21 protein-coding genes are annotated in these 20,521 nt (G+C 67.7%); 10 read left to right on the plus strand and 11 right to left on the minus strand.

From position 1 onward, the window contains the following. The first annotated feature begins 286 nt into the window (after window positions 1-286). Window positions 287-1,705, plus strand: a complete 1,419-nt coding sequence (locus AC1Q7H_RS38180) for a sensor histidine kinase (protein ID WP_013952227.1) — start codon at window positions 287-289, stop codon at window positions 1,703-1,705. Window positions 1,706-1,756: 51 nt separating this feature from the next. On the opposite strand, the gene AC1Q7H_RS38185 is transcribed toward AC1Q7H_RS38180, so the two are convergent. Next, on the minus strand, window positions 1,757-2,254 hold the full coding sequence (locus tag AC1Q7H_RS38185) for an acyl-CoA thioesterase (RefSeq protein WP_041228551.1): 498 nt from the start codon (window positions 2,252-2,254) through the stop codon (window positions 1,757-1,759). A 305-nt stretch (window positions 2,255-2,559) separates the two neighbouring features. Here AC1Q7H_RS38185 and AC1Q7H_RS38190 point away from each other — a divergent pair, with 305 nt between their 5' ends. The 4 genes from AC1Q7H_RS38190 (at window position 2,560) to AC1Q7H_RS38205 (ending at window position 6,658) form a co-directional block, all read left to right on the plus strand. After that, on the plus strand, window positions 2,560-3,336 hold the full coding sequence (locus tag AC1Q7H_RS38190; protein WP_013952229.1) for a GntR family transcriptional regulator: 777 nt from the start codon (window positions 2,560-2,562) through the stop codon (window positions 3,334-3,336). A gap of 76 nt (window positions 3,337-3,412) precedes the next feature. Next, window positions 3,413-4,957 (plus strand): acetolactate synthase large subunit, encoded by a 1,545-nt coding sequence (locus AC1Q7H_RS38195; protein ID WP_013952230.1) that lies wholly within the window; start codon window positions 3,413-3,415, stop codon window positions 4,955-4,957. Between the two features lie 131 nt (window positions 4,958-5,088). Then, window positions 5,089-5,481: a Zn-ribbon domain-containing OB-fold protein gene (locus AC1Q7H_RS38200; RefSeq protein WP_013952231.1), complete on the plus strand. Its 393-nt coding sequence runs from the start codon at window positions 5,089-5,091 to the stop codon at window positions 5,479-5,481. Window positions 5,482-5,485: 4 nt separating this feature from the next. Then, the gene (locus tag AC1Q7H_RS38205; RefSeq protein WP_013952232.1) at window positions 5,486-6,658 is read left to right on the plus strand and encodes a thiolase family protein; all 1,173 of its coding nucleotides are present in this window, start codon (window positions 5,486-5,488) and stop codon (window positions 6,656-6,658) included. Window positions 6,659-7,345: 687 nt separating this feature from the next. Here AC1Q7H_RS38205 and AC1Q7H_RS38210 read toward each other — a convergent pair. The 9 genes from AC1Q7H_RS38210 to AC1Q7H_RS38250 all read right to left on the minus strand — a co-directional run bounded on the left by AC1Q7H_RS38210 (window position 7,346) and on the right by AC1Q7H_RS38250 (window position 16,479). Further along, the gene (locus AC1Q7H_RS38210) at window positions 7,346-7,756 is read right to left on the minus strand and encodes a hypothetical protein (protein ID WP_013952234.1); all 411 of its coding nucleotides are present in this window, start codon (window positions 7,754-7,756) and stop codon (window positions 7,346-7,348) included. A 130-nt stretch (window positions 7,757-7,886) separates the two neighbouring features. Further along, on the minus strand, window positions 7,887-8,948 hold the full coding sequence (gene bcsZ, locus AC1Q7H_RS38215) for a cellulose synthase complex periplasmic endoglucanase BcsZ (RefSeq protein ID WP_492382430.1): 1,062 nt from the start codon (window positions 8,946-8,948) through the stop codon (window positions 7,887-7,889). A gap of 433 nt (window positions 8,949-9,381) precedes the next feature. Further along, a complete protein-coding gene (locus AC1Q7H_RS38220; RefSeq protein WP_013952236.1) occupies window positions 9,382-10,044 on the minus strand; it encodes a hypothetical protein in 663 nt (220 codons plus the stop codon). 11 nt (window positions 10,045-10,055) lie between these two features. Further along, window positions 10,056-11,048, minus strand: a complete 993-nt coding sequence (surE, locus tag AC1Q7H_RS38225) for a 5'/3'-nucleotidase SurE (RefSeq protein ID WP_013952237.1) — start codon at window positions 11,046-11,048, stop codon at window positions 10,056-10,058. A gap of 92 nt (window positions 11,049-11,140) precedes the next feature. After that, window positions 11,141-12,166 carry a 4-hydroxy-2-oxovalerate aldolase gene (gene dmpG, locus AC1Q7H_RS38230; RefSeq protein WP_013952238.1) on the minus strand — a complete coding sequence of 342 codons (1,026 nt, stop codon included), beginning with the start codon at window positions 12,164-12,166 and terminating at the stop codon, window positions 11,141-11,143. A gap of 10 nt (window positions 12,167-12,176) precedes the next feature. Then, window positions 12,177-13,085 (minus strand): acetaldehyde dehydrogenase (acetylating), encoded by a 909-nt coding sequence (locus tag AC1Q7H_RS38235; protein ID WP_013952239.1) that lies wholly within the window; start codon window positions 13,083-13,085, stop codon window positions 12,177-12,179. Between the two features lie 53 nt (window positions 13,086-13,138). Beyond that, window positions 13,139-13,921 (minus strand): 2-oxopent-4-enoate hydratase, encoded by a 783-nt coding sequence (gene dmpE, locus AC1Q7H_RS38240; RefSeq protein WP_013952240.1) that lies wholly within the window; start codon window positions 13,919-13,921, stop codon window positions 13,139-13,141. A 67-nt stretch (window positions 13,922-13,988) separates the two neighbouring features. Further along, entirely contained in the window at window positions 13,989-15,551 is a 1,563-nt protein-coding gene (locus tag AC1Q7H_RS38245) for a DUF1302 domain-containing protein (RefSeq protein ID WP_013952241.1), read from the minus strand. 139 nt (window positions 15,552-15,690) lie between these two features. Beyond that, on the minus strand, window positions 15,691-16,479 hold the full coding sequence (locus AC1Q7H_RS38250) for an SDR family oxidoreductase (RefSeq protein WP_153953863.1): 789 nt from the start codon (window positions 16,477-16,479) through the stop codon (window positions 15,691-15,693). Between the two features lie 126 nt (window positions 16,480-16,605). Between AC1Q7H_RS38250 and AC1Q7H_RS38255 the strand changes: the two genes are divergently transcribed. The 5 genes from AC1Q7H_RS38255 (at window position 16,606) to AC1Q7H_RS38275 (ending at window position 19,690) form a co-directional block, all read left to right on the plus strand. Continuing rightward, entirely contained in the window at window positions 16,606-17,478 is an 873-nt protein-coding gene (locus tag AC1Q7H_RS38255) for an alpha/beta fold hydrolase (protein ID WP_211979681.1), read from the plus strand. Between the two features lie 39 nt (window positions 17,479-17,517). Further along, window positions 17,518-18,303 (plus strand): SDR family NAD(P)-dependent oxidoreductase, encoded by a 786-nt coding sequence (locus AC1Q7H_RS38260; protein ID WP_013952244.1) that lies wholly within the window; start codon window positions 17,518-17,520, stop codon window positions 18,301-18,303. 18 nt (window positions 18,304-18,321) lie between these two features. Further along, window positions 18,322-18,699: a nuclear transport factor 2 family protein gene (locus AC1Q7H_RS38265; RefSeq protein ID WP_013952245.1), complete on the plus strand. Its 378-nt coding sequence runs from the start codon at window positions 18,322-18,324 to the stop codon at window positions 18,697-18,699. Between the two features lie 13 nt (window positions 18,700-18,712). Beyond that, window positions 18,713-19,366, plus strand: coding sequence for a TetR/AcrR family transcriptional regulator (locus AC1Q7H_RS38270; RefSeq protein WP_013952246.1), 654 nt, complete (start codon window positions 18,713-18,715; stop codon window positions 19,364-19,366). Window positions 19,367-19,453: 87 nt separating this feature from the next. Then, entirely contained in the window at window positions 19,454-19,690 is a 237-nt protein-coding gene (locus AC1Q7H_RS38275; protein ID WP_013952247.1) for a hypothetical protein, read from the plus strand. Between the two features lie 48 nt (window positions 19,691-19,738). Here AC1Q7H_RS38275 and AC1Q7H_RS38280 read toward each other — a convergent pair whose 3' ends face one another. Beyond that, entirely contained in the window at window positions 19,739-20,218 is a 480-nt protein-coding gene (locus tag AC1Q7H_RS38280) for an SRPBCC domain-containing protein (protein ID WP_013952248.1), read from the minus strand. Window positions 20,219-20,521: the final 303 nt, after the last annotated feature.

Below are 20,521 nucleotides of genomic sequence, written 5' to 3' on the forward strand. Positions count from 1 at the left end.
GGTGACCGCTTCACCAACGCCCTACGCTGAGATTTATTTAACCGACCTCAGCACACAGAATTTCTGACACCTCCGTCGCCGCGGGCGCCCCGCCTTGTTTCTTGTGTGGCGCGTACTCGATTCCCCTCAGGCACCCCCGGAACGAGGGGTGTTTCGGCGTAAATCGCACAGCATTAAGCGCGGATTAGCTCTGAATGCAACCAAATGATGCACGCGCCACCCGCGCAGGGCATACCATGTCGCGTCGCCGACCCCACCATCCATCCGGCCTGCTTTCGCGCTCCGCATGTACGCAGCCTTGCCCGCCTTCGTCTCGTCGATCTTCCTCGGTTACGGCCTCTATGTGCTGGTGACCAAGGGGGTGACGCGCGTCTCCACTTCGTTCTTCCTGCTGTGCGTGACCACCTTCGCCTGGCAGGGCACGTGGGTGTTCCTGTTCCAGGCCTCGCATCCCGATGTGGCGCTGGCGCTGGCCAGGCTCGGCTACCTCTTCATCCTGTTCCTGCCGACCACGTTCTACCACTTCATTGCCGAAGTCACCGAGTGCCGCCGCGAGCGGCCGTTGCTGCTGGCCTCCTACGGCCTGAGCCTGGTGCTGGCGGTGCTGCTGCTGACCACCAACCAGGTGGTCTCTGGCTACTACAGCTATTTCTTCGGCGACTATCCCAAGGCCGGCCCGCTGCATCCGCTGCACCTGTTGCAGACGGTGCTGGTGGCGCTGCGCAGCGCCTGGCTGCTGGTGGCGGCGCGGCACAATGCAACGGCTGAACGCCGCAAGCGCTACAAGCTGTGCCTGGTGGCGGTGGCGCTCTATTCGCTGGCGGCGGTGGACTACGCCGTCAACTACGGCGCGGCCTTCTATCCGCCGGGCGTGGTGTTCGTGGCGGCAAGCCTGGGCATCCTGGCGGTCAGCGTGGTGCGCTACGACCTGATGCATCCGTATTCGCTGGCCGCCACCGTGGCGCACGAGGTGCGCACGCCGCTGGCGACCATCCGCATGCAGGCGCAGGAGCTGGCGCGCACCTGGCCGCAGGTGCTGCACGGCTACCAGCTGGCGGTCCAGCAGGGGCTGTACGAGGACCGCATGCGGCCCGGCCAGCTTGAGCGCGTGTCGAGCCTGGTCGGCGCCATCACGCGGGAAGTCGATGGCACCAGCACCGTGATCGACATGGCGCTGGCCTCGGTCACGCTGGAGCGGCTGGACCGCAGCAGCTTTGCGCCACACGGCATTGCCGACTGCGTGCATGCGGCGCTGGAGCGCTACCCGTTCCAGGGCGAGGAGCGCGGCTGCGTGCAGGTTCGCGGCATCGACCAGGACTGGCGCTTTGTCGGCTCCGACACGCTGCTGGTCTATGTGCTGTTCAATCTGCTGAAGAACGCGCTGCATGCGATCAGGGCGGCCGGCGGCGGCCACATCGACATCACCGGCGCGACCGAGGGCCAGTACCACGTGATCCGCTTTCGCGACACCGGCCCGGGCATTCCGGCCGACGTCATGCCGCGCATCTTTGATCCGTTCTTCTCCACCAAGGCGCATGGCACCGGTGCCGGCCTGGGCCTGGCCTTCTGCCGGCGCGTGATCGAGACCTTCGGCGGGCGCATTGAGTGCGAGTCGGTGCCGGCCGTGCATACCACCTTCACGCTCAGGCTGCCGCGCTTCACCGCCATGGCCGACAGCCGACTGCGCACCAGCACCGCCGGCTGACCCACGGCCGGCGGTGCCGGATTCAGACTCGCACGGGGTCAGCCGCCTGGCTCAGCTGGCCAGTGCCGGCAGCACCAGTTCATATTCCCTGACCCGCTCGATGATGCCCGCCGGAAAGCGCGTGATGCGCTTTTCCCGGTCGGCGAAGACGATCTGCTGGTAGCCCAGCGACACCGGCTTGCCCCCCACGCAGAACCGGAACAGCAGGTAGGCCGAGCATTGCCGGACCTGGAAGGTGTTCAGGTAGCAATCCACGCGCTGGAACGGGAACGTCTCCTCGACATACTCCTGGTGCGCACGCTTGGTCACGAAGACGCCGCCCGCGGCCAGCAGGTTGTCGTGGATGCATTCATGGAACCACCGCTCCCGGCAAATGCCCTGCCACTCGAAGTAGCGGGCGAAGTAGGTATTCATAAAGGCATTGGAATCCTTGAGATAAATGTCGATCGCATGGTGGAAGGTCTTGTGCGAAGCCGTCTCGAACGCGTCGGGTGCCAGTTGGGCCGTGCCGCGGTTCAGGATTTGGGGGATCACGTCTCGCATCAACATAAATTGACTCCTTGAGATGGCCGCAAGCGGCAGCCACGCCTGCCCCCGGGAAGGTTGGGGCATGGTGGCATTCTGTCCGCTTGGGCAGTGGCAGGGTGGGCGCTGAAGTGGGGGTTCCTGCACGTTTCGGCGCGTGACGCCCGGTCGACAAACGCCCGGAATGCATGCCCGGGCCTGGCAAAACCGGAGAGGCATGGATCGGCGTTAACCCGAGTAGTCTAGGTTTATAGACTTTCATATAGTCATCCGACTTGGCTGCCTTTGGGCGGTCACTGCATCGCCCGTTTCCCGACCTCCCTTGCCGCATGGCAGACACCACCTCCAGCGAACTCCTCTCGCGCAGCCGCCAGCCGGTCTACCTGCAGCTGGCCACCATCTTCCGCCGCCAGATCGAAAGCGGCGCCTGGCGCCAGGGCGAGCGCATTCCCTCCCTGGAGGAACTGTGCCGCCAGTACGGCGTGGCGCGCATGACCATGCACCATGCCTTGTCGATGCTCGACGAAGAAGGGCTGGTGGAGCGCGCGCGCGGGCGCGGCACTTTCGTCAGGGCACCGTGCCAGGCGCGGCGGCAGGTGTCGCTGTCGACCAGCTGGGACGAGGCGGTGGCGGTGGGCGCGCAGCTGGACACCGAAGCGATGGTCGAGTCGGCCGGCAACGTGCCGCTGCCCGCCGATCTCGGCATGCCGTGCCCCGGTGAGCGCGCCGCCGACTACCACTTCCTGCGCCGGCTGCACCGGCTGGAAGGACGGCCGTTCGCGGTGGGCGAGGTCTATATCGAAGCCGGCGTCTTTGCGCGCGAGCCCGAGGCCTTCCGCCAGGGCGCCTCGGTGCCGGTGCTGGACCGCTTCCCCGGCCTGTCGGTCAGCACCGCGCGCCAGCGCCTGTCGATCGTCGCGGCCGGGGCCGAATCCGCCGCAGCGCTGGCGCTTGCCGTGGGCGCGCCGGTGGCTGAGCTGCGCCGCTTTGCCTGTGTCCCGGGCGAGCGCGGCGAGCTGATCGTCTACTACGCACGCATCGAATTCCCGACCGAGTTTGTCTGCCTGGATTTCGACCTGCTGGCGGCGCGGCCGCGCCCGGCCTGACGCCCCCAGTGCAACCAATGCCAACCTGCTGACCCAGAACCTGAGCGGAACCCGAGACATGGAAACTACCCAACCGATGAACGGCGCCGAGAGCCTGGTCAAGACCCTGCTCGCCAACGGCGTGGACACCTGCTTTGCCAACCCGGGCACCAGCGAAATGCACTTCGTCGCGGCGCTGGACCGCATCCCGGGCATGCGCTGCGTGCTGGGCCTGTTCGAAGGCGTGGTCACCGGCGCGGCCGATGGCTATGCGCGCATGGCCGGCAAGCCCGCCGCCACGCTGCTGCATTGCGGCCCGGGACTGGCCAACGGCCTGGCCAACCTGCACAACGCGCGCCGCGCGCAGACGCCGGTGGTCAACATCATCGGCGACCAGGCCACCTACCACCGGCCGCTGGACGCACCGCTGACCGCGGATACCGAAGGCTGGGCCCGTCCTGTCTCCGTGTGGACGCGCACGGCCACGCAGGCTGCGTCCGTCGGCGCCGATGCCTCGTCCGCGGTGCAGGCCGCATGCGCCGCGCCGGGCGGGGTCGCCAGCCTGATCCTGCCGTCCGATGTGTGCTGGGATGCTGGCGGCGTGGTGGCCGCGCCGCTGCCGCCGCTGGCGGTGCCCAAGGTCTCGCCCGACGCCGTGCAGCAGGCCGCGCGCGTGCTGCGCTCGGGCCAGCCCACGCTGGTCGTGCTGGGGGGCAGCGCGCTGCGCGAGGCGCCGCTGGCCGATGCGCACCGCATTGCCGCAGCGACCGGCGCCCGGCTGATCTCGCCCATGTCCAATGCGCGAGTGTCGCGCGGCAGCGGCCGCCTCGCGGTGGACCGCGTGCCATATTCAGGCGACGTCGCGCGCGACAAGCTGGCCGGCATCCGCAACGTGATCCTGGTCGGCGCACCGGCGCCGGTGACGTTCTTTGCCTACCCGGGCAAGTCGCCGCGCCCGTATCCGGAAGATGCCGTGATCCATGTGCTGGCACGTCCGGAGGAAGACCTGGCCGAAGCGCTGTCCCGGCTGGCTGACGAGGTGGGCGCACGCAATGCGCCACTGCCGGCTGCCGCGGCGCCCGCATCGGTGGAGCCCGCGCGCGGCGCGGTCACGTCCGAGGCGGTGGCACGGACACTGACCGCCTTGCTGCCCGAACAAGCCATCGTGGTGGAAGAGAGCATCAGCTTCGGCCGCGCCTTCTATCCCGGCACGGTCCATGCGGCCCCGCACGACTGGCTGCAGCTGACCGGCGGCGCCATCGGCGAAGGCCTGCCGCTGGCCGTGGGCGCGGCGGTGGCGGCGCCGGACCGGCGCGTGGTGGCACTGCAGGCCGATGGCTCGGCCATGTACACGCTGCAGTCGCTATGGACCATGGCGCGCGAGCAGCTCGATGTCACCGTGGTGCTGCTGGCCAACCGGAAGTACGCCATCCTGCTGGGCGAGCTGGCGGGCGTGGGGGCCAACCCGGGCAAGACCGCCCTGGACATGCTGGACATTGGCAATCCCGACCTGGACTGGGTCAAGCTGGCCAACGGCATGGGCGTGGAGGGCGCGCAGGCCAGGGACATGGAAAGTTTTGCCGACCTGTTCCGCATGGCCAATGCGCGCAAGGGGCCGTTTGTGATCGAACTGGTGATCTGAGCGCGGCGCTTTCCGCATTCAAAAATCCAGCCTTTGGCAGATGTGAATTGTTGCAATGCACAGACTGCGGCAAGCTCATTGCCGTGCCATGGAAAGCCCATGGCGGCACCATCAAAAGTGAAGGAGACTCCATGCCCCAACAAGAAGCGGCGGTGGGTCCGGACAAGGCTTATGCGGAGCAGCTCGCCGCTGGCCAGTTCCGCATCCAGCATTGCCAGGACTGCAAGCGCCACGTGTTTTTCCCGCGCAATATCTGCCCGCACTGCGGCGGCGACACGCTCGCCTGGGTCGCGCCCAAGGGTAGCGGCACGGTCTATTCCACCAGCGTGATCCGCCGCAAGCCGGAAGCCGGCGGCGACTACAACGTGGTGCTGGTCGATCTGGATGAGGGCGTGCGCATGATGAGCCGCGTGGAAGGCATCGCGCCCGCCAGCGTGCGCATCGGCATGCGCGTGCAGGCGCGCGTGGCGCAGGGCAAGGAAGGCGAGGCCGCTCTCGTCGTGTTCGATCCGGTGGAGGGCTGAAGCCATGAGTTTGTCCAATTTGCGTGGCAGCGTCGCCATTGTCGGGGTCGGCCAGTCGGGCATGGGCGAGGCCCACGGCAAGACGGAAATGGAAATCCTGGTGGAGGCCGCCAAGGCCGCCGTCAGGGATGCGGGCCTGTCGATGCGCGACATCGACGGCATCGCCACTGCCAGCGTCGGCGCCAGCATGTGGGTGATGCCGGTGGCCGAGTACCTCGGCATCAAGCCCAAGTTTGTCGACAGCACCATGATCGGCGGCTCCAGCTTTGTCTCGCACATGCTGCCGGCGATGATGGCGCTCGAATCGGGCCAGTGCGATGCGGTGCTGGTCTGCTACGGCAGCAACCAGCGCACCTCCACCGTCGGCCGCGCCGGCATCTCCAAGGTGCGCGCGGTGCTGGACCCGCAGCCGTATGAGCACCCGTACAGCCCGCTGCAGCCGATCACGTCGTATGCACTCGCCGCGGCGCGCCATATGCACCAGTACGGCACCACGCGCGAGCACTTGGCCGAGGTCGCCGTGGCCGCGCGCAAGTGGGCGCAGCTCAATCCGGAAGCGATGATGCGGGACCCGCTCAGCATCGACGACGTGCTCAATGCGCGCATGGTTTCCGACCCGCTGTCAGTGCGTGACTGCTGCCTGGTCACCGATGGCGCCGGTGCCTATGTGATGGTGCGCGCGGACCGCGCCAGGGACCTGGCCAAGCCGCCGGTCTATGTGCTGGGCAATGCCACCGCCACGTGGCACCGCCAGATCTCGTGCATGCCGGACCTGACTGTCACGGCCGCCAAGGAATCCGGCGAGCGCGCCTTCGCCATGGCGGGCCTCAAGCCGTCTGATGTCGATGTGGCTGAGCTTTATGATGCGTTCACCATCAATACGCTGCTGTTCTTGGAAGACCTGGGGTTCTGCGCCAAGGGCGAGGGCGGTCAGTTTGTCAGCGGCGGCGGCATTGCGCCGGGTGGGCGGCTGCCGGTGAATACCAATGGCGGTGGGTTGTCATGCGTGCATCCTGGGATGTATGGGATGTTCATCACTATTGAGGCGGTGCGGCAGTTGCGGGGGGAATGTGGGGAGCGGCAGGTGGAGGGTGCCGAAGTTGCCGTGGTGCATGGGAATGGAGGGACGTTGTCTAGTCAGGCTACGGCGATTCTGGGGACTGCGGCGACGGTTTAATTGTGTTTTGGGCTTGGTGCCATTACGGTCGCTTGTCGCCCTTGGCGGGCGTGGCTGTTTCGCCGGCGTAGCCGGCGAGTCACTTTTTGTCCGAGCGACAAAAAGTAACCAAAAAACGCGTCGCCTATGCGGCTAGCAATCAATTCCACGGTGGTGGTAGTTCGCACGGTGGTGCTTTCCGTTTGGGCGTGGGTGCCCGTTCGACCCTGCTACGCCATGTGAGTCAGTGACAGTGCCTACGTTAACCCACTATTGAACGATCCCCATGCAGGGCGTAGGCCGCCTGCTGCCGACGGCATCGCGGGGACGCCTACGGCTGCTGCGCAGGCTCAAAATGCGCTGACGGTCATTGGGCGCTTGCGCGGAGCGCAGCCGAAGGCGTTGATGCGATATCGCTGGAGAGCGCGGGCCACCGCCCGACTTGGGGATCGTTCAAAAGCCGGTTATCGCAGGCACTGGCACACACTCACATGGCGTTAGCAGGGTCGAACCGCGACCACATCCAAACGGCAAGCACCGCCGCCCATATGACCGACGCCGCGTAATTGATTGCTAGCCGCATAGGCGACGCGTTTCTTGCTTACTTCTTGTCGCTTGGACAGGAAGTAAGTCGCCGGCTACGCCGGCGAAACAGCCACGCATGCCAAGGGCGACAAGCGACCGCATGGCGCACAACCCAAGCCCACCTCAATCCGCCAACTCACTCCACCCTTGCTCACCCCCCAACCCGGGCAATAGTCGCACCACATATTCATGCAACCGCGACAATTCAAACGCAATCCCATCCGGAAACCCCTGCCGCCCACCCCGCTTATCGATCAGCAACTCAACCAGGAAAGCATGCAGAGCCGCCGGATTGGCAGCAAGCGCAGCCAACTGGTTGCCGATGCGTGCATATCGGCGGCATAGCTCCACGGGGCGCGCCTCGGCCGGCAGCGACGCCAGCCACCGCATGGCGACATCTGAAAGCAAGGTATCTTCCGGCGACGGCGCTCGCCGCACGCCGCTCCAGTCAGGCTCGGCTTGCAATGGCGGCGCACCGTCCAGTACCTTCTTTGCTTCCTCAACGGTGACGAATTCAAAAGAGAGGGGTTCCATGCCGGCTCCGGAATCAGACCAACGCGCACCGCTGCGCATTAACTCGCATTCTAGCGATTACGGCGCCTCGCAGGCTATCTTGACAGCCATGCCAGCCTCAGCCTTCGTGCGCCTTCTTCGCTAGCGCCTGTCAGCGCGCGGGGCATCCGGTCTCCCATGCGGGGACGAGCGCGCCGTCGCGCGCGAAGCGGAACTGGCCGTCGAGGTAGCCCAGGCCGAACAGCGTCAGCACCTGCGTGTAGTAGCCGGGCTGGCCGGTCTGCGTATCCACGCGTTCGGGCGGGAAGCCCTTGGCCGCCACGTAGTCCGCCAGCGGCGTGAAGGCGCGCAGCAGAGCGGCGCGCTGGGGCGCGTCGCTGGCCAGCATGCCGGCCCACAGGTAGACGCGGATCGCGTTGTAGGCGCTTTCGGCTTGCGCTTGCGCATCGGGCAGGAAGCCCCGCCCGGTCTCGTATTCCACCCAGTCCGGCGAGAAGCCGCGCGGTGCGGTGTCCAGCATCAGCCTGGCCGAACTGGCCACCAGTTGCTGCCAGGCCGGTTCATCGGGCAGCAACGTGGCCAGCCGGCGCATGACCTGCATCGGCACGTAGCTTGGGTTGAGGCGCCAGCGGCGCTCGCTCAGCTTGAATCCCTGCGTTCCGGGCAACACGGTGCGGCCCAGGCCTGGCAGCACCGCCGTTTCCTCGCGCAGGATGCGCCGGGCCATCAGCGTGCCGAGCGCGGTGAAGCGCCGCTCCTGCCAGAGCCGGCCGGCCTCCAGCAGGGTGTAGGCGAGCCACAGGTCGGCGTCCGAGGCCGGGTTGGCATCGATCACGCCCCAGCTGTCCGCGGCCTTGCCGGCAGACCTGGCCTGCTCCGGCGGCAGCCGTCCCCAGATCCAGGCCGGCAGGTGCGCGATCAGGTCCCCCTGAGCGAGGTTGTTCTCGGTCCACGCAAGCAGCTTGTCGAAGCTGGCGCGGTCATTGGCGGCGAGGGCAAATAACAGGCCGTAGGCCTGGCCTTCAGACACCGTGGCCTGGTTCTCGGTACTGGCGTCGATCACGCGGCCGTCGGCGCTCAGCAGGGTTTGCCTGAAGGCATCCCAGTCCGCCCACTTGCAGACCGGGGCGCTGGCAGCCGGGGCGGCCAGCGAGGCACAGGCCAGCGCACCGGCGAGCAGCCATCGGGTCAGGCCCGTCAGCGTGCGCCGCATGTCAGCGCCCGTTGCGCCGTGCCGCCAGCCACGAGGCGGAAGGCAGTGCGCCGTGACGGCGACCAGGAGCGGAGCGGGGCGGATCATATGCAGGATGCGGGTTCTTAGCATGCGTCCGGTTACAGGTGCCGCGCCGGCGAGGGCGTGGTGGCTGCGCTGCGCACGGATTTACCGGGAATTTCGAGCCATGTCCCGGCTCCGCCCGGCAGATACCCTGATCGCCACCTGCACTGCAACTCGGAGCAATGTTCAAGCCTGTGCGGGGCAGTGTAGACCTAGAAAGCACCGCGCGAGCCACATTTCCACCGGGTCTAAAAAAAGATTCAGGGGTGATATAGAAAAGCAGAAACGCCGCCCCTGGCAAGGGGGCGGCGTTTGCGGTTGGCAAACCGGCCGCTTCAGGCTACCTGTTGGCGGCGCAGCGGCAACCGCCTCACCCGCAGGTTCCGTCGGCCACGCACACGCCGCGCGCCACCATCTCGCCCATGAAGTCCATGGAAGCCTGGTCGGCAATCGCGTCGCGCAGCGCATCCAGCGCGGCATCATGGGGATCGCTGGCATTGCCGGCCTCGAGCGGCGTGTCATGCCAGCGCCGAGGTACGGCAGCGGGGTCGATATCGACCCCGGCTCCTGTTGCCAGCGCCGCCAGCACGGAGGACTCCGCTTCGGCCATGGCGTCGGCAGACAGGTCCCTGGCGCGCCCCTGTCCGAAACTGTCGAATGCCTGGCCCGGCGGCCCGCCCAGCAGCTTCCACAACGCCAGTTCGGTCAGCGGCGAGCAGTTCACGGTGCGCCCGCCCAGCACCAGGCCATGCAGCCGCAGGGGGTTCGGCTCGCCCTGCGCGAGTCCGCCCTCGCAGCGCACCATCAGCGCCCCGCCCGGCACCCGGGCCAGGCGGAATGCGCCCTTTGCATCGGTGCTTGCGTTGCGTACTTGTCCTTGCGCATCACGCAACTGCACGGTAGCGCCTGCCAGCGCGGCCCCGACCGCAGCCGTGCCGCTCACTTCCGGCACATGGTCATCCCCGCATGCTGCGACAGCCGCGACCCCGCATGCGAGCACGAGGTGGCGCCAGGATCGAAGGTCCTTGCCCATGGTTGCTCCGCCTAAGGTGCCAGGGTGGCCAGCTCGCGGCGCGAGCGGTTGAACAGGCCGCGCGCCAGCGGCGTCGGGCGGAAGTCAACGTCAAGCGGCGAGATCGTGATGAACTTGGCCAGGAAGGCCGGCGTCTCGGCAATCCGCGCCAGCGCTGCCAGTTCGGTCTCCGGCGCGCCCACGTCGATCGATACCGTGTTGTCGGCATTGCGCTTGTAGGCGGTGGTAAAGGAATCCACCGTGCCAGGCGTGGTCAGGCGCACGCCGGCAGGGGTTCCGCCGGCGACGATCGGGTAGTTGATGCTCAGCGGGTGGGCCACCGGCAGCAATGGCTGGCCGGCAGTGCGCGTGGCTTCCAGGCTGGCAATTACGCGGGCCAGGAAGGCCCCGGCCTTGGGGAACGCAGCCACGGTGCTGCCGAAGCCGGTGCGTGCTTCGGCAAAGTCCACGCCGACGCTCAGCGCAATGCCGGGCACACCGCGGCGCGCGGCGAACAGCACGTTCATCACCGTGCCCGAGTGCGGGATGGAGTCCGACAGGTTCTCGCCGAAATTGGCCCCGGAGACGACCAGGTCCGGCACGAAGCTGCTTTCCGGTCCGACGATCTTCAGGCCCATGGCGGTGGCGTCCACCGGCGAGCCGCTGCCCAGGTAGTCCGGGTTGGTGGCATTGAGCGCGCTGCCCGCGACAAAGGTGGTCTTGACCCGGTGCACGCAGAACGTGTCGGCGCTGCCGGCGAGCGGATCGACCACCAGCCGGGTGCGCCCGTCGGGCACGGCATAGGCAGCGCCCGAGCCGCTCTGGTTGCTGGCCGGGCCTACCGTGATGACGCGGTGGCCGGCGTCCTGCAGGGCCTTGCGGACCGCGCTGATGCCAGGCGCGGCGCAGCCGTCGTCATTGGTCAGCAGCACATTGAGTGCCTGGGCGGGGCTGGCCGCGGCAGCCAGTGCGGCGGCCGCGATACCGAGGGAAGCGAGCCGCAGGCAGGCGCGAAGTCGAAGCATGGGAACCTGTCTCCTTATTCTTATGCGTGGTGCAAGCAGTGCCCGGCCGCGCAGCGGCGCCGCCAGGCTTGATGGAAGCCGGGGCGGCACCGTCACGGCACCAGCAGGCCCCGTTTGCGCGCCAGCGTGATCGCCGTATCCTCGATCATGTCCTCCTGCCCGCCCACCAGCCGCTGCCGGCCGAGCTCGACCAGGATCTCGCGCGCGGGAATGCGGTACTTGGCCTCGGCGCGCTTGGCGAACAGCAGGAAGGACGAATACACGCCGGCATAGCCCAGCGTGAGCGCGTCGCGGTCGATGCGGATGGGGTGGTCCATGATCGGCACCACCAGGTCCTCGGCCACGTCGGCGATGCGGTATACGTCGACGCCGGTCTCGATGCCCGTGCGCTCGCACACGGCCACCAGCACTTCCATCGGCGTATTGCCGGCACCGGCGCCCAGTCCCGCGGCGGCGGCGTCGATGCGGCTGGCGCCGCAGGCAATCGCGGCGAGCGAATTGGCCACGCCCATGGCAAGGTTGTGGTGGCCGTGGAAGCCCAGCTCGGTCTCGGGGCGCAGCGCCTGCCGCACGGCGCCCAGCTTCTCGGTTACATCGTGCGGCAGCATGTGCCCGGCCGAGTCGGTGATATACAGGCAGTTGGCACCATAGCTTTCCATCAGCAGCGCCTGCTGCACCAATGTCTGCACCGGTGCCATGTGCGCCATCATCAGAAAGCCCACGGTATCCATGCCCAGCTTGCGCGCCATGCCGATATGCTGCTCCGAGACATCGGCTTCGGTGCAGTGGGTGGCGACGCGGATGGTATGCACGCCGATCTCATGCGCCATGCGCAGGTGGTCGACGGTGCCGATGCCGGGCAGGAGCAGCGCGGAGACGCGCGCCTGCTTCAGTTCGCCCAGCACCGCGCGCAGGTATTCCTCATCGCTGTGCGCGGGGAAGCCGTAGTTGACCGAGGCGCCGCCCAGGCCATCGCCGTGGGTGACCTCGATCAGCGGCACGCCGGCGGCGTCCAGCCCGCGGGCGATGCCTTTCATCTGTTCCAGCGAGATCTGGTGGCGCTTCGGGTGCATGCCGTCGCGCAGGGTCATGTCGTGCAGGGTGATGCGTTGGACCATGGCTGGCTCCTCAGGCGTTGGCGGCTTCTTGCGCACTGCCGGCGCGCATGGCGGCGGCGATGCACTCGGCGGTGCGGGCGGCCGAGGCGGTCATGATGTCCAGGTTGCCGGCATACTTGGGCAGATAGTCGCCCAGGCCCTCGACCTCCAGGAAGATCGAGACGCGCTTGCCGTCGAACACCGGGCCGTTCTTCAGCGTGTAGCCGGGCACGTACTTGCGCACTTCGGCAATCATGTCGTGCACCGAGGCGGTAATCGCGGCAACGTCGGGCGCATCGTCGGTCAGGCAGTGGATGGTGTCGCGCATGATCAGCGGCGGCTCGGCCGGGTTGATCACGATGATGGCCTTGCCCTGGCGCGCGCCGCCGACGGCTTCGATCGCGCCCGCCGTGGTGCGCGTGAACTCGTCGATATTGCGGCGCGTGCCGGGCCCGACCGAGCGCGACGACACCGTTGCCACGATCTCGCCATAGGCCACCGGCTGCACGCGCGATACCGCGTACACCATGGGGATGGTGGCCTGCCCGCCGCACGTGACCATATTGACGTTCATCTCGTTGCTGCCGATATGGGCGTCCAGGTTGACCGGCGGCACGCAGAACGGCCCGATCGCCGCCGGCGTCAGATCGATCACGCGCACGCCGCGCGCGGTCAGCTTGGCCGAGTGCTCGGCATGGACGTAGGCGGAGGTGGCATCGAAGGCGATGCGGATATCGTCGGCCTCCAGGTGCGGCAGCAGGCCGTCGATGCCGTCGCTGGTGGTCTTCAGCCCCAGCTCTCGCGCGCGCGCCAGGCCTTCGGAGGACGGCTCCACGCCGACCATCCAGACCGGTTCCAGGATGTCGCTGCGGCGCAGCTTGTAGAGCAGGTCGGTGCCGATATTGCCGGGCCCGATCAGGGCACATCGGATCTTGTTCATGGGGTCTCGCTTGGCAGAGTCAGGAAGTCAGGAAAGTCAGGAAAGTCAGGAAGTCAGCAGAACATGGCGCTGCAGCCGCCGATGCCGGTGATATGCATGGACAGCCGGTCGCCCGCCTGCACCGGAATCAGCGCCGCCAGCGAACCCGACAGGATGGTCTCGCCGGCCAGCAGGGGAATGCCGAAGCTGCCCAAGGTGTTGGCCAGCCACGCCACCGCGTCGGCGGGATGCCCCAGCGCGGCGCTGCCAAGCCCGGTGGCCACGCACTCGCCGTTCTTCTCGAGGGTCATCGCGCATGCGCCCAGGTCCAGCGCGTGCGGGCAGACGCGTTCCTCGCCGAGCACATAGACGCCGCAAGAGGCGTTGTCGGCGACGGTGTCCTCGATGCGGATGCGCCAGTCCCGGATGCGCGAATCCACGATCTCGAAGCAGGCTGCCACCGCTTCGGTGGCGTCGAGCACATCGTCGCGCGTCACGCCCGGGCCGCGCAGGTCGCGCCGCAGGAAGAAGGCAATCTCGCCCTCGGCGCGCGGCTGGATCAGGGTATCGGTGGGGATGGGCTGCCCGGCTGCGTACTGCATGCTCTGCAGCAGGATGCCGAAGTCCGGCTGGTGCACGTCCAGCATCTGCTGGACGGCCTCGCTGGTCACGCCGATCTTCTTGCCGGTGATGCAGTCGCCGGCCGCCAGCCGGTGGGCGATAAAGCCTTGCTGGATGCGATAGGCAGCGTGGACGTCGAGCCCCAGTCCGCGGCCGCTGAGTGGCGGCACCGGCGAGCGCGTGACCAGCGCATGGTGGAGTTCATTGCTGAGCGTGGTGATCAGGTCGGCGTTCATGGCAGGGGAGGTCGGGCCGCGCTGCCGCGGCGGCAGCGCGCCGCGGCAGTTCGGGTCAGGACAAAGGTCAGAACGAATACTTGGCGTTGAAGGCTACGTAGTCGCGGTCAGCCAGCGGACGGTTGGCGATGTTGGCCCCGCCGATGAACGCGGCGTAGGTCAGGTTGAGCTCCAGGTTGTTCAGGTACTTGAAGGTCAGCCCGACGCTGGCGCGCTTGTCGCCATAGCCCATCAGCGTGCCGAAGGCGCCGGCCACCGCAGACTGGCCGCTGAACTGCTGAGCGTAGGTGAGTGGCACTGACATGTCCCAGCCATCGAACACATTGTTGTAGGTCAGCGACCAGCCCACCTGGAACGCCGCCGAGTTGCGGGTGTTCGACAGCTTGCCGAAGCCCATCACCGGGTCCACGCCCAGCACGTGCAGGTAGGCGACTTCGCCCAGCAGCGTCTGCGAGTCGGCCAGGAAGGTCGGGCCCACCGAGTAGATGGCAGAGAGCTGGCCCTGCAGTGCCCGGCCGCGTGTCGCGGTGGGCGAGCCGGCCACGTCTACCAGCATCGGCACGCCGTCCTTGTAGCTGACTTCACCGGCAACGTTGGCGCCCAGCACCTGCGTGGAGAAGCTGGCGCCGGTCAGGTTGATGCCGCCGTAGAACTTCTGCTGGTACTGCAGCGTGGGGAAGAGCGAGGTGACCACGCTCGGGTTCTTGTCGTGATAGCGCAGCTGGTAGAGCCCGATCTCGGTGCTTTCAAATACGCGGAAGCGCGCGCCCACGCCCCATTGCCCCCAGTCGGAGGGGCGGATATCCGGGCCGCGCGGGATATTGAAGCCGGGTCCGATAATGAACTCCGCGCCCGGGCCGACCACGTCGGAGGTGCTGAAATAGCTGCCCGGCGCGAAGATCTGGTTCGGCTTGTAGGTGAACTGGTAATAGCCCATCACGCTGAATGCCGGCGTGACCTGCAGCTGCAGCGAAGCCTGTGGCACCGGCAGCAGGATGTCCTTGACCTCGGCCCCCGGCACGAAGGCCTTGGTCGCATCGGCAGGCCCTTGCGCGCCGGCGATATTGGCGAAGAACAGGCTCTCGCCCCAGGCGACCACCTGGTTGCCCAGCTTGAAGCTCAGCTGCGTGTCGCCGATCGGCGTCGCGCCATAGACATAGGCATCGAGCAGTTGCGCGCGGTGCTCGTGATAGTCCTGCGCGGAACCGGTGAACTGGTTGAACGGGCCGCTGTGGTTGACCGTGAACGGCGCATTGTTCGAGTTGGTGCCGCTATAGGCCCAGTCCTGGAACACGCTGCCGCGCACCAGTGCCCCGAAGGCATCGTGCTTGACATGCGCTTCGCCCAGCAGCGAGACGCGGTTGGCGATCATGTCGCCGCGCTTGAAGTTGCGGTTGCCGTCGTCGCCGTTGATATTGGCCGGGCTCAGCAGCGTGTTGCTCTGGTGGCCGGTGCGCACCGCCGCCCCGTAGGAGGCGGTGACGCTGTAGTCGAGCGTGGTGTCATGGCCAAGATCGATGGTTTCGCCCGCCCTGGCCGGCGTTGCAAGCAGCGCGGCCAGTGCCGCCGCGGCAGCGATTGGCCGCAGCCGGTTGCGGCGTTTCAGTGGGCCGGATGGTGGATGGTGCATGGTGGTCTCCCCGTGGTGTCGGTGTTGGTTCATTGCCTGGCACTTCGAATGGCGCTCGCCTGGTCGCAAGCGTAGAGAGGGGCGGCCATGCACAAATCGGCAGAACGGACTAGGCGGTTTCCCTACGGGCGGTAGCCGCTCAGCTGCGATTGAGCGAAGCCGCGTCGAGGAAGGCCGGGCGCTCGCCGCCACCGTCGATCACAAGGTTGGCGCCCGACACGTACGACGCCTGAGGCGATGCCAGGAACAGGCACGCGCCGGCGATGTCGTCCGGGTGCGCGAGCCGGCCCAGCGGCACCGTCGCGGCCATGGTGCGCAACGCCTCGGGGTCGCCGTAGTGCTGCTGCTGCGAGGTGTCGGTCAGCACCATGCCCGGGCTGACCGCGGCAACGCGCACCTTGGGCGCCCATTCCACCGCGAGCGTGCGCACCGCATTGAGGATGCCGGCCTTGGCGGCGCCGTAGGCCGCCGTGCCGGGCGAAGGACGCAGCGCGCTGACGCTGCCCACGAACAGCTGCGTGCCGCCGCCGGCCTGTTGCTGCATGCGTGCATTGGCGCGCTGCGCGAGCTGCAGCGGCGCCACCAGGTTGAGCCGGATCACCGATTCCAGCAGCCGTGGCGAGGCCTCCGCGACCAGCGCGAACGGCGAGCCGCCGGCGTTGTGGATGACCACGTCGAGCGTGGGGCTGGCCTGCGCGATCTGCGCCAGCATGGCATCGGCCTGTTCGATGTCGCGGATGTCCGCCGGGATGAAGCGGGCGCTGCGGCCATCCGCGGCCGGCAGTTCGCTGTCGTCAGCGGGCGCGGTGCGGCCGCATACGAAGACCTGCGCGCCGGCGCGCAGGAAGGCCTCGCCGATGGCGCGGCCGATGCCGCGCATGCCGCCCGTGACCAGCACAGTCTGGCCGGTGTAGTTGAATCCTGTCATGGGTCCCCCTTGATGCATGGAGCACCCATCGTAGGAGAAGTGGCAGTCCGGCTCGTAGTCCGAATGAACGATGCCCGCGCTGGCGGCGCTGCGCAATATGCTGGGCAAACCACGGGAGACGCCCTCATGTCCGCTACGTCACAGCACACGCCTTTGTCCCCACACCCGAACCTGCCGGTCGGGCGGTTCACCACCACGTCAACGGGCCTGCGCCTGCACTGCCTGGACTCCGGCAGCGGCGAGCCGCTGGTCTTTATCCACGGCAGCGGGCCGGGCGCGAGCGGGCACAGCAACTTCCGCCACAACGCGCCGGCCTTCGCCGAGGCGGGCTTTCGCACCGTGGTGGTGGACCTGCCCGGGTATGGCCTGTCGTCCAAGCCAGACGATGTCGAGTACACCCTGGACTTCTTCGTCACCGCGCTGCGTGAGCAGTTGCTGGCACTGGAGCTGCCGCGCTGCGTGCTGGTGGGCAATTCGCTTGGCGGGGCCATCGCGCTGCAGTACGCGCTGGACTTCCCGGAGCATGTCAGCCGCCTGGTGATGATGGCGCCCGGCGGCGTGGAAGAGCGGGAGACCTATTTCCAGATGGAGGGAATCCAGCGCATGGTGTCGCTGTTTACCGGCGGCCACATGAACCCGGACACCATGCGGCAGCTGCTGCAACTGCTGGTGCATGACGCCAGCCTGGTCACCGACGCGCTGGTCGACGAGCGCATGGCGGTGTGCAGCGAGCAGCCGCGCGAGGTGCTGGCCACCATGAAGGTGCCCAACCTGACCGCGCGGCTGGGCGAGATCCGGTGCCCGGTGCTTGGCTTCTGGGGCACGGAGGATCATTTCAATCCTGCCTCGGGCGCCACCAAATTCCTGGCCGGCTGCGCCGACGCGCGCTTCGTCATGATCAACCGCTGCGGCCACTGGGTGATGGTTGAGCACGCCGCCTATTTCAACCGTGAATGTCTCGGCTTCCTGGCGGATACCGCCCAGGGCGGCGCGGCATAATTGGCTCGCACGCCCACACAACAAGACCCAGGAGACATCATGGAATACCCGTATAGCCTGTTCGACCTGCGTGGCGAGGTTGCAGCCATCACCGGTGCCGCGCGCGGCATCGGCGCGGAAACCGCCCGCGTGCTGGCAGCTGCCGGCGCGAAGGTCGCGGTGCTTGACGTACTAGAAGCCGACGGCAAGGCGACCGCGGAAGCCATCTGCGCCGAGGGCGGCGAGGCCGCGTTCTGGAAGCTCGACGTCACCAGCGAAAGCGACGTGGCGCGCGTGTTCGCGGAGATCGCGGCGTGCTTTGGCGGCCTTGGCATCCTGGTGAACAACGCCGGCATCGAAGGGCCCAATGCGCCGACCCATGAGCTGGCGCTGGAGCAATGGCAGCAGGTCATGGCAGTGAACGTGACCGGCACCTTCCTGTGCACCAAGCACGCCATCGGGCACATGGAGCGCACCGGCGGCGGCGCCATTGTCAACGTGTCGTCGATGTACGGCATCGCCGGTGGGCCGGACGTGCCGCCTTATCACGCGTCCAAGGCCGCGGTGCGGATGATGGCCAAGACCGATGCCATGCTCTACGCCGGCAAAGGAATTCGCGCCAACTCCATCCATCCCGGCTATATCCGCACGCCGATGCTCGAACACGTGGCCCAGGCCTCGGGGCAGAGCGAGGCGCTGTTTGACTACCTGGGCGGGCAGACTCCCGCGGGCAAGGTGGGCCAGCCGCGCGACATCGCCGCGGGCATCCTGTACCTCGTGTCCGACGCCGGGCGCTATGTCACCGGCGCCGAGCTGGTGATCGACGGCGGCTACACCGCACGCTAGAACCACAAGGAGAACTCCATGCCCGATAGCGCCGCGATGAAAGCCACGCTGCTCGCCTATGTCGATCGCTTCAATGCCGGTGACGCGCAGGGCGTTGCCGCGCTCTACGCCGACGATGCCACCGTCGAAGACCCGGTCGGCGCGCAGCCGATCGCCGGTAAGCCGGCCATCCTGGCCTTCTACCAGCACACCACCGCGCTGGGCGCGCGCCTGGAGGTGGTGGTGCCGCCGCGCGGCTCGCACGGCGACTCCGCCGCGCTGACCTTTGCCGTGCGCGCCCGCCTGGAAGGGCGGCCGGCCCGCATCGACGTGACCGACATCATGACGTTCGGCGCGGATGGCCGCATCCGCAGCATGCGCGCCCACTGGGGGCCGGACGACGTGCATTTCCTGTAGGCCGGCCGCGCCCATGGCCCGCCACACCCGCGAGGATGCCGCCGTCACGCGGGCGCGCATCCTGGCCAGCGCGCTGCAGCTGATCCGGCACCGCGGCCTGCATTGCGTCACCGTGGACGACGTGGCTCGCGCCATCGGCATGACGCGCGGGGCCGTCTATGGGCATTTCCATTCCCGCACCGAGTTGCTGGGCGCGCTGCTGTCGTGCGCCGAAGCCGACTTCACCGCCCGCCTCGCGCTGCTGGCGCAGGGCCGCGCCGGCAGCGGGCCAGGCACGCTGGAGCAAGCGCTGGCCGCCTTGCTCCATGGCGATGACCTGGCGCGCCACGTCAGCCTGCTGGCGGCGCTGCTGCAGCACAAGTGCGGCGACGACTGCGAGCTTTGCCCGCTGCGCGCCCGCGTGCTGACGGGCGTCGAGACGCTGCGCGCAACATTCGCTGGCCTGCTGCCGGCCCCCGGCCTGGCCAGCCTGCTGGTGGCGCACCTGTGGGGCCTGCTGAGCGCGCACGCCATGCACCTGGCCCCGTCCGGGCTGTCCGGCTGTGCCGCAGCGCTGGCCCGGCTGTATCAAGGACCTGATGTGCCGCCGCATCCGTCCCTGTCCGCTATCCCTTCCTGTCGACCCGACGCCACTTTCGATCCGGCGCTGCTGCGGGATACCCCCTAGTCTGCTCGGACGAAGAGTTTCGGGCCGGCGCTGACTACGATGCTTTCAAAAGTATGGGAACCCAGCAAGGGTGCGAAGGAGACAGCGATGAAGCGGCTCGGATTTCGTTGGGCGGCGGGCCTGGCCGGTGCCGGCGCCGCGATGGGCGCGGCCTGGGCGATTGCCGTGGGCGGCGACCTTGCCACCGCGCATGGCAGCCAGGGCGAGATGCCCGCTGTCAGCGTGGCCTCCGCCGACGCGGCGCAGGACCACTGCAACGACGCCTGCGTGCGCAGCCGCGGCACCGCGGCGTTGGTGGTGCTGAGCCAGAGACCTCCGCAATGACCGGTCGATCGGCCTGCAGATGCAGGCCGATCGACCAGCATCTGCCTGTCAGCGCCGGCCAGCCTGCCGTTGCGCATTCAGCGCTTCCGCGCGCGCCTTGACGTCCCGTGCCACCTGGTCGAAGCCCTGCTTCACCCAGGCACCGTGCTCGCGCATGATGGTCTCCGCGTTCAGCCCGAGGAACAGGTCAGTGGTGAAGTAGCGGGTGCGCCCGGGTCCGGCGGCTTCCAGGTACTGGTCGCGCCGGGCGGCATCCTTGTTCTCGTCGGTGGGGCGCTGCTCCCACGAGAGCAGGCGCTCCGGCTCCCACGCAACCAGGTACTCGTTGACCGGGATGACCTGGTCGGTGCCCGGGATACGCACCTGCATGTACACCATGTCGCCGAGACGACCGGTGGTCTCCAGCCCCGGGCAGAACGTATTCCATTCCGCGTAGCGCGCAAAGTCGGTCAGCACTTCCCACACCAGCGCTACCGGCGCGTCGATCTCCACCTGGATCGACGTCACGAGATTCTCCGCTTTGGCCATTGGCCCCTCCTTCATGAAAGTCATTGGGAAGGGACACACTAGAGCCGTGCATGTGGGCTTCGCATACCCCGAACGGACGAGTCCGGGTGGACGAAGGCGAAGTCGTCGAGGTCATGCAGATTGAGGCTTGCCCCGAGGGCGCGCTGTCCGGCGGCGGCGGCGCGCGGCGGGGTCTCAGTCTCCAACTGCTGTGAGCTTGGTGCCGGCCATCCGGGATGGCTGGCATTTTTTTTGGGTGCGCCCGGCAGGGCGCACTGACTTGGGGGTGGGAGTCCCCTACACGCCCGGCAAGGGGAAGTGTTA

Source organism: Cupriavidus sp. GW823-FHT06D04 (genome assembly GCF_058795055.1).

Excerpts from the sequence above, each read along its gene's own strand:
- AC1Q7H_RS38180 (WP_013952227.1), top strand. The coding sequence starts at position 287 with ATGTACGCAGCCTTGCCCGCCTTCGTCTCGTCGATCTTCCTCGGTTAC.
- AC1Q7H_RS38185 (WP_041228551.1), bottom strand. The coding sequence starts at position 2,254 with ATGTTGATGCGAGACGTGATCCCCCAAATCCTGAACCGCGGCACGGCC.
- AC1Q7H_RS38190 (WP_013952229.1), top strand. The coding sequence starts at position 2,560 with ATGGCAGACACCACCTCCAGCGAACTCCTCTCGCGCAGCCGCCAGCCG.
- AC1Q7H_RS38195 (WP_013952230.1), top strand. The coding sequence starts at position 3,413 with ATGAACGGCGCCGAGAGCCTGGTCAAGACCCTGCTCGCCAACGGCGTG.
- AC1Q7H_RS38200 (WP_013952231.1), top strand. The coding sequence starts at position 5,089 with ATGCCCCAACAAGAAGCGGCGGTGGGTCCGGACAAGGCTTATGCGGAG.
- AC1Q7H_RS38205 (WP_013952232.1), top strand. The coding sequence starts at position 5,486 with ATGAGTTTGTCCAATTTGCGTGGCAGCGTCGCCATTGTCGGGGTCGGC.
- AC1Q7H_RS38210 (WP_013952234.1), bottom strand. The coding sequence starts at position 7,756 with ATGGAACCCCTCTCTTTTGAATTCGTCACCGTTGAGGAAGCAAAGAAG.
- bcsZ (WP_492382430.1), bottom strand. The coding sequence starts at position 8,948 with ATGCGGCGCACGCTGACGGGCCTGACCCGATGGCTGCTCGCCGGTGCG.
- AC1Q7H_RS38220 (WP_013952236.1), bottom strand. The coding sequence starts at position 10,044 with ATGGGCAAGGACCTTCGATCCTGGCGCCACCTCGTGCTCGCATGCGGG.
- surE (WP_013952237.1), bottom strand. The coding sequence starts at position 11,048 with ATGCTTCGACTTCGCGCCTGCCTGCGGCTCGCTTCCCTCGGTATCGCG.
- dmpG (WP_013952238.1), bottom strand. The coding sequence starts at position 12,166 with ATGGTCCAACGCATCACCCTGCACGACATGACCCTGCGCGACGGCATG.
- AC1Q7H_RS38235 (WP_013952239.1), bottom strand. The coding sequence starts at position 13,085 with ATGAACAAGATCCGATGTGCCCTGATCGGGCCCGGCAATATCGGCACC.
- dmpE (WP_013952240.1), bottom strand. The coding sequence starts at position 13,921 with ATGAACGCCGACCTGATCACCACGCTCAGCAATGAACTCCACCATGCG.
- AC1Q7H_RS38245 (WP_013952241.1), bottom strand. The coding sequence starts at position 15,551 with ATGCACCATCCACCATCCGGCCCACTGAAACGCCGCAACCGGCTGCGG.
- AC1Q7H_RS38250 (WP_153953863.1), bottom strand. The coding sequence starts at position 16,479 with ATGACAGGATTCAACTACACCGGCCAGACTGTGCTGGTCACGGGCGGC.
- AC1Q7H_RS38255 (WP_211979681.1), top strand. The coding sequence starts at position 16,606 with ATGTCCGCTACGTCACAGCACACGCCTTTGTCCCCACACCCGAACCTG.
- AC1Q7H_RS38260 (WP_013952244.1), top strand. The coding sequence starts at position 17,518 with ATGGAATACCCGTATAGCCTGTTCGACCTGCGTGGCGAGGTTGCAGCC.
- AC1Q7H_RS38265 (WP_013952245.1), top strand. The coding sequence starts at position 18,322 with ATGCCCGATAGCGCCGCGATGAAAGCCACGCTGCTCGCCTATGTCGAT.
- AC1Q7H_RS38270 (WP_013952246.1), top strand. The coding sequence starts at position 18,713 with ATGGCCCGCCACACCCGCGAGGATGCCGCCGTCACGCGGGCGCGCATC.
- AC1Q7H_RS38275 (WP_013952247.1), top strand. The coding sequence starts at position 19,454 with ATGAAGCGGCTCGGATTTCGTTGGGCGGCGGGCCTGGCCGGTGCCGGC.
- AC1Q7H_RS38280 (WP_013952248.1), bottom strand. The coding sequence starts at position 20,218 with ATGGCCAAAGCGGAGAATCTCGTGACGTCGATCCAGGTGGAGATCGAC.